At 33.9% G+C, this 16,373-nt stretch carries 11 protein-coding genes; all 11 read left to right on the top strand.

Annotation, left to right across the window (positions count from 1 at the left end; genetic code table 11):
• Nucleotides 1-83 precede the first annotated feature (83 nt).
• Nucleotides 84-992 carry a sugar phosphate nucleotidyltransferase gene (locus GSY47_RS13545; RefSeq protein ID WP_179007392.1) on the top strand — a complete coding sequence of 303 codons (909 nt, stop codon included), beginning with the start codon at nucleotides 84-86 and terminating at the stop codon, nucleotides 990-992.
• A 1-nt stretch (nucleotide 993) separates the two neighbouring features.
• Complete coding sequence (locus GSY47_RS13540) at nucleotides 994-2,100, top strand: phosphotransferase enzyme family protein (protein WP_179007394.1); 1,107 nt, start codon at nucleotides 994-996, stop codon at nucleotides 2,098-2,100.
• A gap of 3 nt (nucleotides 2,101-2,103) precedes the next feature.
• Complete coding sequence (locus GSY47_RS13535; protein ID WP_179007397.1) at nucleotides 2,104-3,030, top strand: NAD-dependent epimerase/dehydratase family protein; 927 nt, start codon at nucleotides 2,104-2,106, stop codon at nucleotides 3,028-3,030.
• Between the two features lie 34 nt (nucleotides 3,031-3,064).
• A complete protein-coding gene (locus GSY47_RS13530; RefSeq protein WP_246611333.1) occupies nucleotides 3,065-4,438 on the top strand; it encodes a sugar MFS transporter in 1,374 nt (457 codons plus the stop codon).
• A gap of 174 nt (nucleotides 4,439-4,612) precedes the next feature.
• Nucleotides 4,613-5,995 carry a phosphoglucosamine mutase gene (glmM, locus tag GSY47_RS13525; protein WP_179007400.1) on the top strand — a complete coding sequence of 461 codons (1,383 nt, stop codon included), beginning with the start codon at nucleotides 4,613-4,615 and terminating at the stop codon, nucleotides 5,993-5,995.
• Nucleotides 5,996-6,615: 620 nt separating this feature from the next.
• On the top strand, nucleotides 6,616-9,861 hold the full coding sequence (locus tag GSY47_RS13520) for a SusC/RagA family TonB-linked outer membrane protein (RefSeq protein ID WP_179007405.1): 3,246 nt from the start codon (nucleotides 6,616-6,618) through the stop codon (nucleotides 9,859-9,861).
• A gap of 10 nt (nucleotides 9,862-9,871) precedes the next feature.
• Entirely contained in the window at nucleotides 9,872-11,344 is a 1,473-nt protein-coding gene (locus tag GSY47_RS13515; protein WP_179007408.1) for a RagB/SusD family nutrient uptake outer membrane protein, read from the top strand.
• Between the two features lie 64 nt (nucleotides 11,345-11,408).
• Nucleotides 11,409-12,773: a DUF4832 domain-containing protein gene (locus tag GSY47_RS13510; RefSeq protein ID WP_179007412.1), complete on the top strand. Its 1,365-nt coding sequence runs from the start codon at nucleotides 11,409-11,411 to the stop codon at nucleotides 12,771-12,773.
• A 27-nt stretch (nucleotides 12,774-12,800) separates the two neighbouring features.
• Nucleotides 12,801-13,676, top strand: coding sequence for a PKD domain-containing protein (locus tag GSY47_RS13505; RefSeq protein WP_179007415.1), 876 nt, complete (start codon nucleotides 12,801-12,803; stop codon nucleotides 13,674-13,676).
• A gap of 159 nt (nucleotides 13,677-13,835) precedes the next feature.
• Entirely contained in the window at nucleotides 13,836-14,933 is a 1,098-nt protein-coding gene (locus tag GSY47_RS13500) for an acyltransferase family protein (protein WP_179007418.1), read from the top strand.
• A gap of 57 nt (nucleotides 14,934-14,990) precedes the next feature.
• Nucleotides 14,991-16,361, top strand: a complete 1,371-nt coding sequence (locus GSY47_RS13495) for a Gfo/Idh/MocA family protein (RefSeq protein ID WP_179007421.1) — start codon at nucleotides 14,991-14,993, stop codon at nucleotides 16,359-16,361.
• Nucleotides 16,362-16,373: the final 12 nt, after the last annotated feature.

Raw genomic sequence — 16,373 nt, 5'->3', positions numbered from 1 at the left:
TCGAAAAAAAAAAGACAGATTTTAAAAATGAAAAAATGTTTAAAAGAAAATTTAAAAAATAACCCATTAATATTACTATTTAAATGAGCAAAAATAAGCCTACACTCGTGATTTTAGCAGCAGGTATTGGAAGTCGATATGGAGGATTAAAACAGTTGGATACATTTACGCCGGAAGGAGATACAATAATGGATTTTTCGATATACGATGCACTTCAGGCAGGTTTTGGAAAATTTGTATTTATTATAAGTAAAAATATTGAAGAAGAATGCAAAGAAATATTCAATAAAAAACTAGAAGGAAAAGCAGAAGTTGGATATGTATTTCAGGAAATTGACAATGTGCCACCAGAGTATTTGAATCCGGAAAGAAAAAAACCTTGGGGAACAGGACATGCATTGTTAATGGCAAAAGAGGAAGTGACTGAAAACTTTGCTATTATCAACGCTGATGATTTTTATGGAAAAGAAGCTTTTGAAATCATGGCAAAAGCCTTAACCGAAATGGACAAAAAATCGTATAATTTTAATATGATGGCTTATCTGCTTAAAAATACCGTTTCAGATCATGGTTTTGTTTCAAGAGGAGAATGTCAGGTTGACGAGAATAATTATTTGACAGATGTTACTGAAAGAACCCATATCGAAAAAATAAACGGGAAGTTAATGCGTAAAGACGATAATGGCGAGTTTATTCCTATTGATGAAAATACAATTGTTTCAATGAATTTTTGGGGATTTACACCAAAATGTTTCGAATTTGGAGGTGCGCTTTTTGAACAATTTCTAAAAGAAAATGAACACGATTTGAAAGCAGAATTTTTTATTACATCAGTAGTAAATGAAATTTTAAAATCGGATAATGCTTCTGTTGAGGTATTGCAATCCAATGCAAAATGGTTTGGAGTGACTTATAAAGAGGATAAGGAAATCGTAAAAAAAGAAATTGAAAAATTGAGAGCTCAAAACGTGTATCCAACTAATCTCTGGTAATATGACAGCCGAAAAATTAAAATTTATATTCGAACAGTTTGACCATATTGAGGTCTTTAAAACTTTTGAAGAATTGTCTTCTGGTCATATTAATGATACTTATTTAGTAACTGCTGATAGTCGTAGACAGTTCATTTTACAGCGAATAAATGAAGGTGTTTTTAAAGACGTCCCAGGACTTATTGCTAACAAAGTAAGTGTTAGCCAGCATTTGTTGAAAAAACTAAAACAATTATCTGATGATGAATTAAAACGCCGTGTTTTAACCTTTGTGGGAACTAAAAAAGGTGTTTTTTATTATAAGGATAAAGAGGGGAATTTCTGGAATGTAATGGTTTATATAGAAGGAAGTTTGACTTTTGAAACCGTAAACAATGAAGAAATTGCTTATGAAGGAGGAAAGTTGTTTGGAGAATTTTTAAATCTGACCAGTGATTTTGATGCCAGAAAATTAATTGAAGTAATTCCGAATTTTCATAATATGGCTTTTCGTTATTCTCAGTTCGACAACGCACTGAAAGAAGCTTCAGAACAAAGAATTGAACAAGCCAAAAGTTTGATTAAAATCACTCAGGATTTAAAAGAGGAAATGCATGTTCTGCAGAATTTGAAAGACACTGGAAAAATAAAACTTAGGGTTACGCACAATGATACCAAAATTTCAAACGCACTTTTTGATACGAATAAAAAAGGACTTTGTGTAATTGATACTGACACGGTAATGCCTGGAATTATTCATTATGATTTTGGAGATGCCATAAGAACGATTTGCAACACTGCTGCTGAGGACGAAAAAAATCTGGAATTGGTTCAGTTTAATTTGCAATTTTATAAAGCGTACGTAAAAGGTTTTCTGGAAAAAACAAGTTCATCACTTTCGCCGCTTGAAATCAAATACCTTCCTCTTGGGGCAAAAACTATGACATTCATAATGGCGCTTCGTTTTTTGACTGATTTTTTGAATAATGATGTGTACTATAAAACGGAATATCCAGAACATAATTTGGATCGTTCTAAAAATCAATTTAAACTAATAGAAAGTCTTTCGGAACAATTTAAAGAAATGGAAGAGTATAATTTGAATTTCCTCGGATCATTAAAAGAATAAGATATGAGTAAATATGTAATTACCGGAGGTGCTGGTTTTATAGGAAGCCATATTGCTGAACATTTGTCAAACGAAGGGCATCAGGTTTTGATACTTGATAGTCTTAGAACGGGATTCGAAAATAACCTAAACGGATTAAATGTTGAATTTGTAAAAGGAGATATTCGTGATGAAAATTTAGTAAATGAAGTCATAAGCGGTGCAAACGGTGTTTTTCATTTGGCGGCTTTGGTCAGCGTTCCAGAGTCCTTATTAAAAATTAAAGAATGTATCGAAATCAATACGATTGGAACAATCAATATTTTAGAGGCGGCCAAAAATACTACAGGTTGTAAAGTGGTGCTTTCAACTTCGGCGGCGAATTATGGTAATAATCCTGTTTTGCCAAAAGTAGAAACGATGTTTCCAGAACCAATGACACCGTACGCAATTACGAAGTTAGACGGCGAATATTATTTAAAAATGTATCTCGATCAATATCAGGTTCCAACGGCTTCTTTAAGATATTTTAATGTATTTGGACCACGGCAAAATCCAGAATCGGCTTATGCGGCTGCAGTGCCTATTTTTATCAATAAAGCACTTCAAAATGAACCGATCACGATTTATGGAGATGGTTTGCAGACAAGGGATTTTATTTATGTAAAAGATGTAGTAAAAGCTAATATTCTAGCTTCTCAAAAAGGAAATGAAACTTACAATGTTGCTTTAGGACATAGTACATCAGTTTTAGAATTGGCGGAAAAAATTATAGAAATAACCAATTCTAAGTCTCAGATAAAATTTTTAGAAGAAAGACCAGGCGATATCAAACACTCTAAAGCAAATCCCGAAAAATTCAATCAATTGGGCTTTAAACCAGAATATACAATTGATAGAGCATTAGAAGAGACAATCGAGTTTTATCAGCAGCAATTAGTCAGCAGATAATCTTCAGAAAACTAACTAAAACTACAACCAAAATATGTCAGAAATCGATATTACTTTAAAAAAAGATCAAAACAGCACTTTGATTCCCATGGTCATTTTGACCTCCTTATTTTTTATTTTTGGATTCGTAACCTGGCTTAACGGACCTCTAATTCCATTTTTTAAACTAGCCTGTGAACTAACCGAATCACAGTCATATTTTGTAACTTTTGCCTTTTATATTGCCTATTTTGTAATGGCAATTCCATCGTCATTCTTAATTGAGAAAGTAGGCTACAAAAATGGTATTTCTTTAGGATTAGGAGTAATCGCGGTTGGTGCTCTGTTATTTTATCCAGCAGCCGAAGCACGAACTTTTAGTCTTTTTTTAATTGCTTTATTTGTAATGGGCACCGGTTTAGCAGTTTTACAAACAGCAGCTAATCCGTATGTAGTCGTAATTGGTCCACGCGAAAGTGCGGCAGCCCGAATCAGTGTTTTGGGAATTGCCAATAAGCTGGCAGGCTTTCTAGCTCCCTTATTATTAACAGCTTTAGTGTTGTCGAATATTGGAGATTATTCTGCAGATAAAATTGCGGCAATGAATTCGGTTCAAAAAGAAACGGCCTTAGATTTACTCGCTTTGCAATTGCAAATGCCTTATATTTATATGGCGATCATAATGTTTGTATTGGCAGTTTTGGTAAAATATTCACCTCTTCCAGAAATCAATTTGGATGACGAGGGGCAAGTGGAGCACTTAAGTATCTTCAAACAAATAAAAGAAGCTTTCAAACATCCGCAGCTGGTTTTTGGAGTAATTACTTTGATGGTTTATATCGCAGCAGAAGTTCTGGCCGGAGATTCTATCGGCGGATTTGGAAAACAATTAGGTGTTTATGGAGAAAATGGTTCTTTTTATTTAAAATTAACTTCGTTTACCATGACTTTTATGGTAATTGGCTATGTGTTAGGAATTACTTTAATTCCGAAATATGTATCTCAAGTTTTTGCTTTAAAAGTTTCTGGATTCTTAGGTCTTATTTTGGTCTCGCTAATTGTGATACTTTCTCCAAAAATCATGATTCAATTGCCAGGAATACCACAATTGCCTTTAGTTGTTATTTTAGTCGCGTTTTTAGGATTGGCCAATGCGCTTTGCTGGCCGGCTATTTGGCCAATGGCACTTCAGGATTTAGGCGGATTTACCAAAATCGGAGGCGCAATTTTAATTATGGGGATTATTGGTGGTGCTGTTTTTCCATTGTGTTATGGAATGCTTGCAGATGCTATTAATGCATCCAATATTGCTTCAGGAGTTGTTGCAACAGCAAAAAGTGGTAATCAATTAGCGTATTTAATTTTATTCCCTGCCTATTTGATGATTGTCTTTTTTGCATTTAAAGGCCATAAATATAGGAGCTGGTAAAATTAAAATATTGAACCGCTCTAGTTTTTAATCCTCTTTTTTAATATTTAGATCTTAATAAAAAAGATTAAGCAAAGCATTCAAATAATGTTTTTGAGTTGCTTGTGCTCAACTTATGCCTTTTTTTAGCTGTAAAAAAATGGAAAATCGAACGGAATAATTTAAAAATAAAAAATGACTTTAATAAAATCAATTTCAGGAATAAGAGGCACAATTGGAGGAATTGTAAATGAAAATTTAACTCCAATTAATGCTGTAAAATTTGCAGCTGCCTACGGAATGTGGCTCAAAGAAAGCAGTGGCAGTAAATCTTTAACAATTGTTTTGGGAAGAGATGCGCGTATTTCGGGAGAAATGATTAGTAACCTGGTTGCTAATACGCTTATAGGTTTAGGAATAAATGTAATTGATATTGGTTTGTCGACTACACCAACAGTTGAAATTGCTGTAACATTAGACAGCGCTGATGGTGGCATCATAATAACGGCAAGCCATAATCCGAAGCAATGGAACGCTTTAAAATTATTGAATAATAGAGGAGAATTTTTAAATGCCGAGGCAGGGGAAAAAATCTTAAAAATTGCTGAGGATGAAAATTTTCTTTTTGCAGAAGTTGATGCTTTGGGAAAATATGAAAAGAAAGAAGATTATATCAATCGACACATTGAAGAAGTTTTAAAATTGGCAGTAGTGGATATTGAAGCAATCAAAAAATCAAACTTCAAAGTTGTTGTCGACGCTGTTAATTCGACTGGCGGAATTGCAATTCCAGCTTTATTGGAAAAGCTTGGTGTAGAATGTATCAAGTTGTATTGCGATCCAACAGGTCATTTTCCGCATAATCCAGAACCTTTAAAGGAGCATCTTACTGATATTTCGGAATGGGTCGTAACAGAAAAAGCTGATTTTGGAATTGTAGTAGACCCAGATGTAGATCGACTAGCCATTATTTGCGAGGATGGTTCAATGTTTGGCGAAGAATACACTTTGGTTGCCTGTGCAGATTATGTTTTAGGAAAGACTAAAGGTGATACAGTTTCTAATTTATCGTCTTCAAGAGCTTTAAGAGATGTTACGATAAAACATGGAGGAAAATATGAGGCCAGTGCAGTGGGAGAGGTCAATGTGGTTGAATTAATGAAAGCGACTAATGCAGTTATAGGAGGAGAAGGGAATGGCGGGATTATTTATCCAGCATCACATTACGGCAGAGATTCTTTAGTAGGTGTAGCTTTGTTCTTATCTCATTTAGCAAGCTTGAAAATTTCCTGTAAAACTCTTAGAAAAACATACCCAGAATATTTTATGAGCAAGAGTAAAATTGAGCTCACGCCAAGGATTGATGTTGATGCAATTTTGCGAAAGATTGCTGAGAAATTCATTAAAGAAAAACCGAATTGTATTGACGGTGTTAAAATAGATTTTGAAGAACAATGGATTCATTTAAGAAAGTCAAATACGGAACCCATTATTAGAATTTATACGGAAAGTATTTCTCAAGAAAAAGCAGACAAATTAGCTCAAGAATTTATTACTATAATCACCGATTTATTGTAGCCGATTGATAGGAAAAAAAGGATGTTTTAAAAAATAAAATATTTGTAAATAAGGACTAAATATTTAATTAATAATACTAGATAAGGTTTTTTATTGAGATTTATAATTAAATGAATATAAAAAAGAATAAGCCATTTGTTGAAATATTGTCAATTTATTTTAGTAATTATTTGAATTTTTAGGCTTCAGTTTTTTGAAATCATTAAGAATTTAATAATAATTTTTAGAAAAAATGTGCTCGAAAACACTTTTTTTATGTGCACGAACACATTTTTTCGATTTTGACATTGTTTATTAAAAAATATTCTTTAGTTTAGCCAAAAGTAAGTTGAAAACCAGCTTTTTTATTACCCTTTTTGAAGTTGAATTTTCAATTTTAAGAAACAAGAAATGAGACTAGAATTCAGAAAAAAAAATCACGTCAAAAGAGATGGGTTTTAGTGAAGGAAAAACAAAAAAAACATCAATAAAAAAATCAAACAAAAAACAAAAACAGAAGAATTATGAAATCAAAAAAAACATGACAAATTATTTCGCTTTGAGTTCGATTATAGCTTAACCAATTTAGACTTACTCAAAGTATGCTTTTTACATTAACCATTTAAACTAACCAGAATAATATGAAAAAAAGTAACAAGTTATTATGCTGTAATTATCAGGATATAAAATTAAGGACATTACTCACTGTCTTTTTCTTGATATCAGCATTAAAAGTAAATGCAACATCTTTTACAGACAGTAGCGAAAAATTAGCAATAGAGAATAAAAAATCAGAAGCAGATATTACTATTAAAGGAGTGGTTTTAGATGAATTGGGACAGCCAATGATTGGTGTTACGATTGTGCCAAAAGGATCTCCAAAAGGAACTACAACTGATTTTGATGGAACCTTTACCATTGTAGTTTCTTCTACAACCGAAGCTTTATTATTTTCTTATGTAGGATATGAAACAAAAGAAGTTGCTATTGCCAATGCCACTAATCTAAAGGTTTCAATGGTACCTTCATCAAATAGCCTTAATGAGATTGTAATTGTAGGGTATGGAACACAGAAAAAAAAGAATGTGTTAGGAGCTATTTCTTCTGTTAAATCAGATGCTTTAGTATTATCATCTGCTCCTTCAGTTTTAACTGGACTTCAAGGTAAAGTAGCTGGTTTACAGATTTCTCAAAATAGTGCACAGCCAGGAGGTGGATTTAATATTCAAATTCGTGGTGCAGGTTCTATAAACGCAAGCAACGATCCGTTGATTGTTATTGATGGATTTCCAGTTACAAATTTAGAGCAACCGGGAACGGGGAACCGTTACGACGGCGGAACGCAAAGTATTTTAAATTCATTTAACCCAAATGATATTGAATCTATAGAAGTTTTAAAAGATGCAAGTTCAACAGCCATTTATGGAGCCAGAGCAGCAAATGGTGTTATCTTGATTACAACTAAAAAAGGAAATGAAGGTGATGTTAGAGTTGACTACTCTGGTTCATATTCCTATCAAAAATACAACAATAGTTATGAAGTCCTTGATTTGAAAGAATGGATGCAGTTAAGAAATGATGCAGCAAAAGAAAATTGGGAATTTATAAATAAAGTTTATCCATATTCACCAAAAACCTTAGAAGAAGCAAATGCAGCTCCAGTAAATGGGATTCCATATAAAAGACTTTATTCTGATGAACAAATTAGAAATGCAGGAAAAGGAACAGATTGGCTTGGATTAGTCACAAGAAACGGTGTAATTGAACAAAACAACTTATCACTTCGCGGAGGAACAAAATCTACCAAGTATTTTTTGTCAGGTAACTTATTCAATCAGGATGGAGTTATTAAGAATTCAGGCTTAAAGAGAACGACTTTTCATTTTAACCTTGATCAGAAATTAACTGATTATATTAATGTTGGGATGAATATGACTAAAAGCCGAATCAAAAATCAAAACTCACAATTAGGAGGAGATCAATATGAAAACTCAGGAATCATAAGGTCTGCTATACAGCAAAGCCCTGAAATTTTAGCTATTGATGAATTGGGGAATTATCCAATAAACCCAGACAATGCTTTAGAACCTAATCCATATTCGCTTTTGACAATTTCTGATGAAGGTGTCATTGATCGAACATTAACAAATTTCTACGCCGAAATAAAACCAATTAAAGGTCTTACAGCAAGATTTCAGGCAGGTTTTGATCAGGGGAATTCAAAAAGAAGCACTTATTTGCCAAGAACTACTTTATATGGAGCATTAGAAAATGGTAAGGCTACTATTAATTCTCAAGAAAAGAATGATGATTTATTTGACTTCACATTAAACTATACTACAAAATTAATGGAAGACAATACTTTTGGTTTAATGGTAGGTTATTCACAGCAAACCTACAGAACTGAAGCAGCAACTTTAGGAAACAGCAACTTTATTACAGATGCTTTTTTATGGAATAATATGAATGCTGGTGCCGGAACAAAAGTTACCTCTTCTTCAAAATCTGAAAACAATTTTATTTCCTATTTCACAAGATTTAATTATTCGTATAAAGATAAATACATGTTGACGTCTACAATTCGTCGTGATGGTGCGAGTGTATTTGCAAAGAACAATAAATACGGATTGTTTCCTTCGGTTGCCGTTGGATGGGATGTTTCTCAGGAATCATTCATGAAATCGATAGATAAATATGTGTCGCAGTTTAAAATTAGATTTGGATACGGACAAACAGGTAATGCATCAATTGGAGGAAGTGCTTTTGGAGCTTTCTATGCACAGCCGGCTTATTTAAATCCAGATGAATCAATATTAATTGGGGTATTTCCTTCGAGACTTGAAAATCCTGACCTAAAATGGGAAACTACAACAGAGAAAAATTTAGGTGTTGATTTCGAGTTGTTTAATAGAAGAGTTTCAGGTTCATTTGAATTATATGACAGAGTAATTTCAGATTTGCTGACTGTAAAACCTATTAACAGTTATCAAGAAATAAATACCGTTTGGGCAAATATTGGAAGTACACAAAGTAAAGGGATTGAACTTACTTTAAGCACCTTAAATATTGATCGTCCTGATCTTAAATGGAGAACAACTTTTACTTATTCACAGTTTAGAACAAATTGGAAAGAAAGAGCCCCAGATTGGAAGCCTTCAGTTTACATGGGATACAATGATCCAGTTCGTGCACAATACAGCCAAATCGCTGATGGTGTAATGCAGATTGGAGAAGTGGTTCCAGCACAGCCTGATTTATATCCAGGACAAATCAAAATTAAAGATTTGAATGGTTTTGTTAGAGATGCAGCAGGAAATCCTGTAACAGACGAAAATGGAAGATTCTTAAGAACTGGAGCTCCAGATGGAAAAATAGACGAAGCTGATACTGTTTTACTTGGATCATCTGACCCTGATTTTGTAGCAGGTTTGAACAATACAATTACTTGGAAGAATTTTCAATTGAATTTTCAGTTCAACGGAATGTTTGGACGAAAAATTGTAGATCAGACTGATTTTGCTTACGGTGTAACAGCAGTAGGAGTAGCACAAAACGGAAGAAATGCTGTACGAAATGTATACAATAGATGGACACCAGATAACCCAACAAATACACGACCAGGTTCACATTTTGGGTATACGCAATACGGTTCAGGAGATTTTTTCCTTCAGGACGCATCATTTGTTCGTTTGCAAAATGTATCGTTAAGTTATAATCTTCCAAAAAAATGGTTTGGTAAATATATGCAGGGAGCAGCTATTCGATTAGATGGACAAAACCTTTTTACGATTACCAAATATGATGGTATTGATCCTGAAACAGATGGTTACGCAGCAGCATATCCAAATGTAAAAACATACACAGTAGGAATTGATCTTAAGTTCTAATATAAAAGATATGAAAAATTTTAAAAGTTATATAATAGTAGCATTGATGCTTGTATTCTCTGGGTGCAGCAACGATTTAGAGTCTATAAATTATGATGAAATTAATCCGAGTATTTTTCCTAGCTCGGAAGCTGATATTCAGGCGATAGTTGCTTCAGCATATTATCCGCTTAGAGGTTCTTATGGAAATGGAATTCATACGACTTCCGAAAACGGGTTAATGTTTATGTTGGATGCTACAACCGAAATTCTTCAAGGCCCTTACGGTGTTCAGCAGGAAGCCTCTTTGCATAGTTATAAAGCTACTTCTACTGCCTTCACGCGTTTTTATGATGTGTTTTACAATAAGATCAGTGGTATGACTTTAAGTATTGACAGAATTCAGTCATCAAACGTAAATGAGTTAATTAAAAAACAAGCAATTGCCGAAATAAAATGTGCACGCGGACTATTGGCCTACGAACTTTTTGATTTATACGGTCCATTAGTGGTAGCACCTCTGGACGTACTTAAAAATCCATTAAAAGAAGAACCACTGGCAAGACTTTCAAATGCTGAAATGGTAAGTTTTATCGAAAATGATTTGAAAGATGCAGCCACAGATTTAAAAGCGCCAGGCGAAACAGCTTACGGAAGATTTAGTAGTGGTATGGCTAGAATGGTATTGATTCGATTATATCTGCATGAAAAAAGATGGGCAGAAGTTGAAGAACAAGCTGCAGCAATTATGGCAATGAATTATTATGGTTTAGAAGAAAATTATGTGGGCTTATGGGATATTAAAGCTCCTGTGGATAGTAAAGAAGTAATTTGGGCAGTTCCCGCAGATTATGCAGGAACAAGTGAAAACCAATGGCAGTTAATGGTATTACCGGCTAACTATCCAGGGCGTGGCGGTTATGGAACTATTCAGAGTTCATGGACGTTTTATGATTCTTTTGAGGCAACAGATATTCGTAAAAATGCACTTATTGCAGAATTTACAGGAACAGACGGTGTAACATATAACAGGTCAAATCCAGCTAATTACATGCAGTTAGGACCAATTCCGCTAAAAATTGATCCAGATGCAGCTAGAACAACTGCTTTAACAACCGTAGATATTATTGTATATCGTTATGCTGATGTTTTACTATCAAGAGCAGAAGCGATAGTAAATAAAACAGGAACTCCAACACAAGAAGCCATAGATTTAGTAAATATCGTGAGAAGAAGAGCTAAAATCAGCGAAATACAATTAGCAGATTATGCGACGCTAGCTAAATTTAACGATATGATTCTCTTGGAAAGATCACATGAATACTGGTGTGAAAACGGACAATACCGTTCAGATTTAATCCGACACGGAAAATTTACAGAACACGCTCTCGCTTTAAATGGAGCAGCAAGTCAAAGTGCTCCTTATAAAGCATTATTTCCTTTTTCATTGGATAGAATAAGTGAAGGTAAAGGTAAATTTATTCAGAACCCTGGATATAATTAATTTAGAAGGTTATCACTTTTTGTGAAAGTATAAAATGAAATCAGATAATTTAATTATAAAAAAAATGAAAAACTTACTATTGCTATTTTGTCTTTTCCTAAATATGGCGTCAAGCTGCCAAAGTGATGGCGACAAAAATAATGGAGAGCAAACAAATGGACTTGAAAAAGTTACGTATGCGGTTTCTAACGAAGTTTTTACAAATCCAGAGCGTGGATTTATGCATACGTGGCAGGTAAACTCTGAAGGAGCAGCAATCACTACTGCTTCTTTGAGTAATTTAAAGAAGGAAAATGTGAGTCTTATTTTGCGTTTGTATTATCTAGAAAAATTTAAAACAACTCCTTTAAGCCAGACACAGTTAGATCTTATTAAAACTGATTTTACTCGTTTGAGAGAAGCTGGTTTAAAATGTGTTTTACGTTTTGCTTATACTGATGCACAGGATGGTTCAGATGCCTCTGTTGCCGTAATATCTGGACATTTAGATCAGCTGAAACCTATTTTGGAAGAAAATAAAGATGTAATTGCTTTTGTACAGGCTGGTTTTGTAGGAGCTTGGGGAGAATGGTATTACACCACTAATCAGCTTACTACGCCAGCAAATAAAAAACTGATTCTAGATAAACTTCTAGAATCTTTTCCAAAAGAAGTGAAAATTCAAGTAAGAACGCCAAAAATAAAACAGGATTTTGTTGCGACAACAACAGCAATGGATGCAACAGTGGGTTATGGAACGTCAAATACAGCTCGTTTAGGTTTTCATAACGATTGTTTTATGGCAAGTGTTGATGATTATGGAACATATACAAATGTTACTGCTGATAAAACATACATAAGCAATGAAGCGCTTTATGTACCAACAGGAGGAGAAACTTGTCCTCCAACAAATGTTCCCATTGCCAGCTGCAGTATAGCAGAAACAGAAATGACACTTTTAAAATGGACGTATTTAAATCTGGATTATTATGGTCCCGTTTTGCAAGAATGGAGAAACAATAACTGTTTTACCGATTTTGAGAGAAAATTAGGGTACAGACTTTCAGTGGCTTCTTCAAGCATCAAAAAAGAGGTTGCGCTAAATAGTTCATTGGAGTTTAATGCTTTGATAAACAATTCTGGTTTTGCACCAGTTTATAATCCAAAAAATGCTTTCCTAATCTTGAGAGCAACAACAGGAGGGACTCTATACAAGAAAAAGTTAAACTTTGATGTTAGAAAAGTAGTGCCAAAAGTGACTTTCGACTTAAAAGAATCAGTGAGTTTGTCAGGAGTTCCAGCAGGAACTTACGAATTGCTTTTAAAAATAGAAGACAGTTCTTCTAAACTGGCAGACCGACCTGATTATTGCATTCGTTTTGCAAATACAGGAACATGGGAAGCAGCGACAGGATTCAATAAATTATCACAAACGGTTATTATTAAATAGTTATTCAAAACATTTAAATTCAAAACCATGAAAAAAATAAAATTAACCCAATATATAACATTGCTAGTTGTCTTGTTATTGCTGACAGCTTGCTCGAGCGATGGTTCGTCATCAGAGGATTCAGCAACAAAGCCAACTGCAGATTTTTCATTTACAAATGATGGAAGCACATTTACATTTACCAATCTTTCAACAAACGGTACAAAATATCGATGGGATTTCGGGGATTTATATTATACATCTGCTGAAAAAGATCCCATTTACACTTATAAAATTGGAGGTGAGATAAGAGTTTCTTTAACTGTGACAAATGACAAGGGAGAAGAAGCGTTTATTACTAAAACCATTACAGCACCAAGAATTATAATCATTGATATTAAAGTTGATGGAAAATTTACGGATTGGGATGATGTTGCAGTAACAGATGAAAATACTTCTGGAAATGGCTCTATTCAAAAAATTAAGATTTGGGCGGGCGGTCCAAATGTAAATGTGTACTTAGAAGGAAACAAAAAAATGCTAATGGAATTGGTAGATATGTATATCAATACTGATGGTAATACCCAAACTGGATTTTTGCACAGCAATTGGCCTCAGGGTTCTGGAGCAGAGTTTTTATTTGAGGGTCCAGTAGTAAGTAACGGCTGGGGCGATTTCTATAAACATACCGATCCAAATGGAGGTTGGGGCTGGGGACAACAAGTAGGTTCTGGAGTTAACTTGAAATCATCTGGAATTGTAAGTCTTTCGTCAACTATCAATGCGATTGAATTTAGTATTCCAAAATCACAATTAGGAACTTTGGGAAGTTCAATAGGTATTGCCATTACCGAAATGAATGCAGGATGGGCTCTTGTAGCCAATTTCCCTGAAGGACCTAAGTTCTCTACATTACAATTGTAGTTTGTCATCGATAGCCGGTCAAAAAAGTGCCATTGGATGAAGCGTTTTTTGAAGATTAATTGTTTTGATTCCAATGGCATGAGCTATCGAGTTTATATAATTTTATAATCCCGATTATTTAAAAAATATCGGGATTATTATAAAATAGAAAAAGAAGAAATGACTAAAGTTATCGCCAATAATCGATTAATGTCTATAGATGTATTGCGAGGATTTGATTTGTTAATGATCATTGTTGCAGATCGATTTTTTTATAATTTACATGTAGCATCTCAAACCAATTTTACAAAAGCCTTAGCGGATCAGTTTGAACATCCAGAATGGATTGGTTTTCATTTGTATGATGTCATTATGCCTTTGTTTCTATTTGTTGTTGGAGTTGTAATTCCGTTTTCATTAGGAAATAGAAGTGCCGAATCAGGTTCAAAATTTACATTATATGCTCATATTTTAAAGCGATTCGTAATTCTATTTATTCTTGGATGGATTGTGCAGGGGAATTTATTGTTTTTAGATATTTCGAAGTTTCATGTTTTCAGTAATACATTACAGGCCATTGCGGTTGGTTATTTATTTTCATGTATTGCTTATCTCAATTTATCTAAAAAAGGAAGATATTTATTTTTTGTCACATGTCTTGTTTTATACGCCGTATTATTATCGATTCCGAATTTCTTCGGACATCATTTTGAATTGCTTCCAAACAAAAACCTTCCTATTTATATTGACCAGCAGGTTTTTGGTCGATTTTATGATCAGACACAATATTCTTGGCTATTAACAGGGTTGGGATTTACGGCAACAACTTTATCAGGATTATTTGCGGGAGAGTTGCTGCTGTCTTCAAATTCAAGATCAAAAATAGCTTTGCATCTGGCTGTAATTGGTGTTGTTGGAATAGCAACTTCATTGCTTATTGGTTTATGGCATCCTATAATAAAAAAAATATGGACAAGTTCATTTGTAATTTTTTCATCAGGAATCAGCTTTGTTTTATTAGCTTTATTCTATTGGCTTGTAGATGTAAAGGGGTATACAAAATGGGCTTATCCATTTCGGGTTATTGGGCTTAATGCCATTGCAGCTTATGTAGGTTCTCACGTTTTAAATTTCTCAGCTGTAGCTAAACAAATTTTCTTTGGTTTTGAGCAGTTTACAGGAGCGTATTACGATGCATTTTGTGATTTAGCAGGATTTGTCATTCTTTATTTAATACTTTGGTATATGCACAAAAACAGAACCTATATAAAAGTGTAATAAGAACAAATTACTACAGAGAAAACGTTCAAAAAAAATATCATTAAAACAAAAAAAATGAAAAGTTTAAGATTTTTATTCATAGCATTTTTGCTATTCAAAGTTTGTACTACATCAGCACAGCTTATCAAAACAAAAACACCAAAAAGAGATAAAGGACAAACCGATGTTTTACGTCTGGCAACACCAGCAATCCCTCATGTTCGAGTAGCAATTATTGGATTAGGAATGCGTGGTACTGGAGCTGTAGAGCGTATTCCGCATATTCCAGGAGTAGAAATTGTAGCTCTGTGTGATATGATGGAAGAAAGAACAAAAGCGGCAAACGATACTCTGATAAAGCTTGGCGCACCAAAAGCGCAGGAATTTTTTGGAGAAGATGCTTGGAAAAAAGTAACAAAATTAGATAATGTGGATCTAGTTTATATTGTAACCGATTGGAAGCATCATGCCAATATCGCAGTTCAGGCTATGAAAGATGGTAAACATGTTGCTGTTGAGGTTCCTGGTGCTTTGACCATGAAAGAAATCTGGGATATTATTGATACTTCTGAGAAAACTAGAAAACATTGTATGATGCTTGAAAACTGCGTTTATGATTTCTTCGAATTGACTACCTTAAACATGGCACAACAAGGTTTATTTGGAGAAATTCTTCATGCCGAGGGATCTTATATTCATGGACTTCAGCCCTATTGGCAAAACTACTGGAATAACTGGAGAATGGATTATAACCGCAAACACAGGGGAGATGTTTATCCAACACACGGAATGGGACCGGCTTGTTTGGCTTTGAATATTCATAGGGGTGATAAAATGAACTTTTTAGTTTCAATGGATACTAAAGCAGTTGGAAATCCAGCATTTATAAAAGAAAAAACAGGAGAAGAGGTTACTGATTTTAGAAATGGAGATCATACCATGACAATGATTCGTACTGAAATGGGAAAAACAATCCAAATTCAGCACGATGTTACAAGTCCAAGACCTTACAGCAGAATGTATCAATTGTCAGGAACAAAAGGATTTGCAAATAAATATCCAGTAGAAGGTTATGCAATTGATGCAAAAGAAGCTGGAGCAGAAATTTCTAAAAATTATCAAAATCTTAATGCCGAAGAATTTGTATCGGAAGATGTAAAAAAGATATTAATGGAAAAATATAAAAATCCGATTGTAAAAGATATAGAAGAAATGGCTAAAAAAGTAGGAGGTCATGGCGGTATGGATTTTATTATGGATTACAGAATGTTTTACTGTCTTCAAAAAGGACTTCCATTAGATATGGATGTTTATGATTTGGCAGAATGGTCTTGTTTAAGTCCGTTAACAGAAATTTCTTTAGATAACAACTCAGCTCCTGTCGAAATTCCTGATTTTACGAGAGGGGCATGGCAAAAATTAAAAACGGTTGAATTTTCTAGATAAAATAGTTATTTG

Source organism: Flavobacterium quisquiliarum (assembly GCF_019308285.1).
GTDB lineage: Bacteria > Bacteroidota > Bacteroidia > Flavobacteriales > Flavobacteriaceae > Flavobacterium > Flavobacterium quisquiliarum.
The sequence above is the reverse complement of the archived record's forward strand: the minus strand, read 5'-3'. Positions and strand labels throughout refer to the sequence as shown.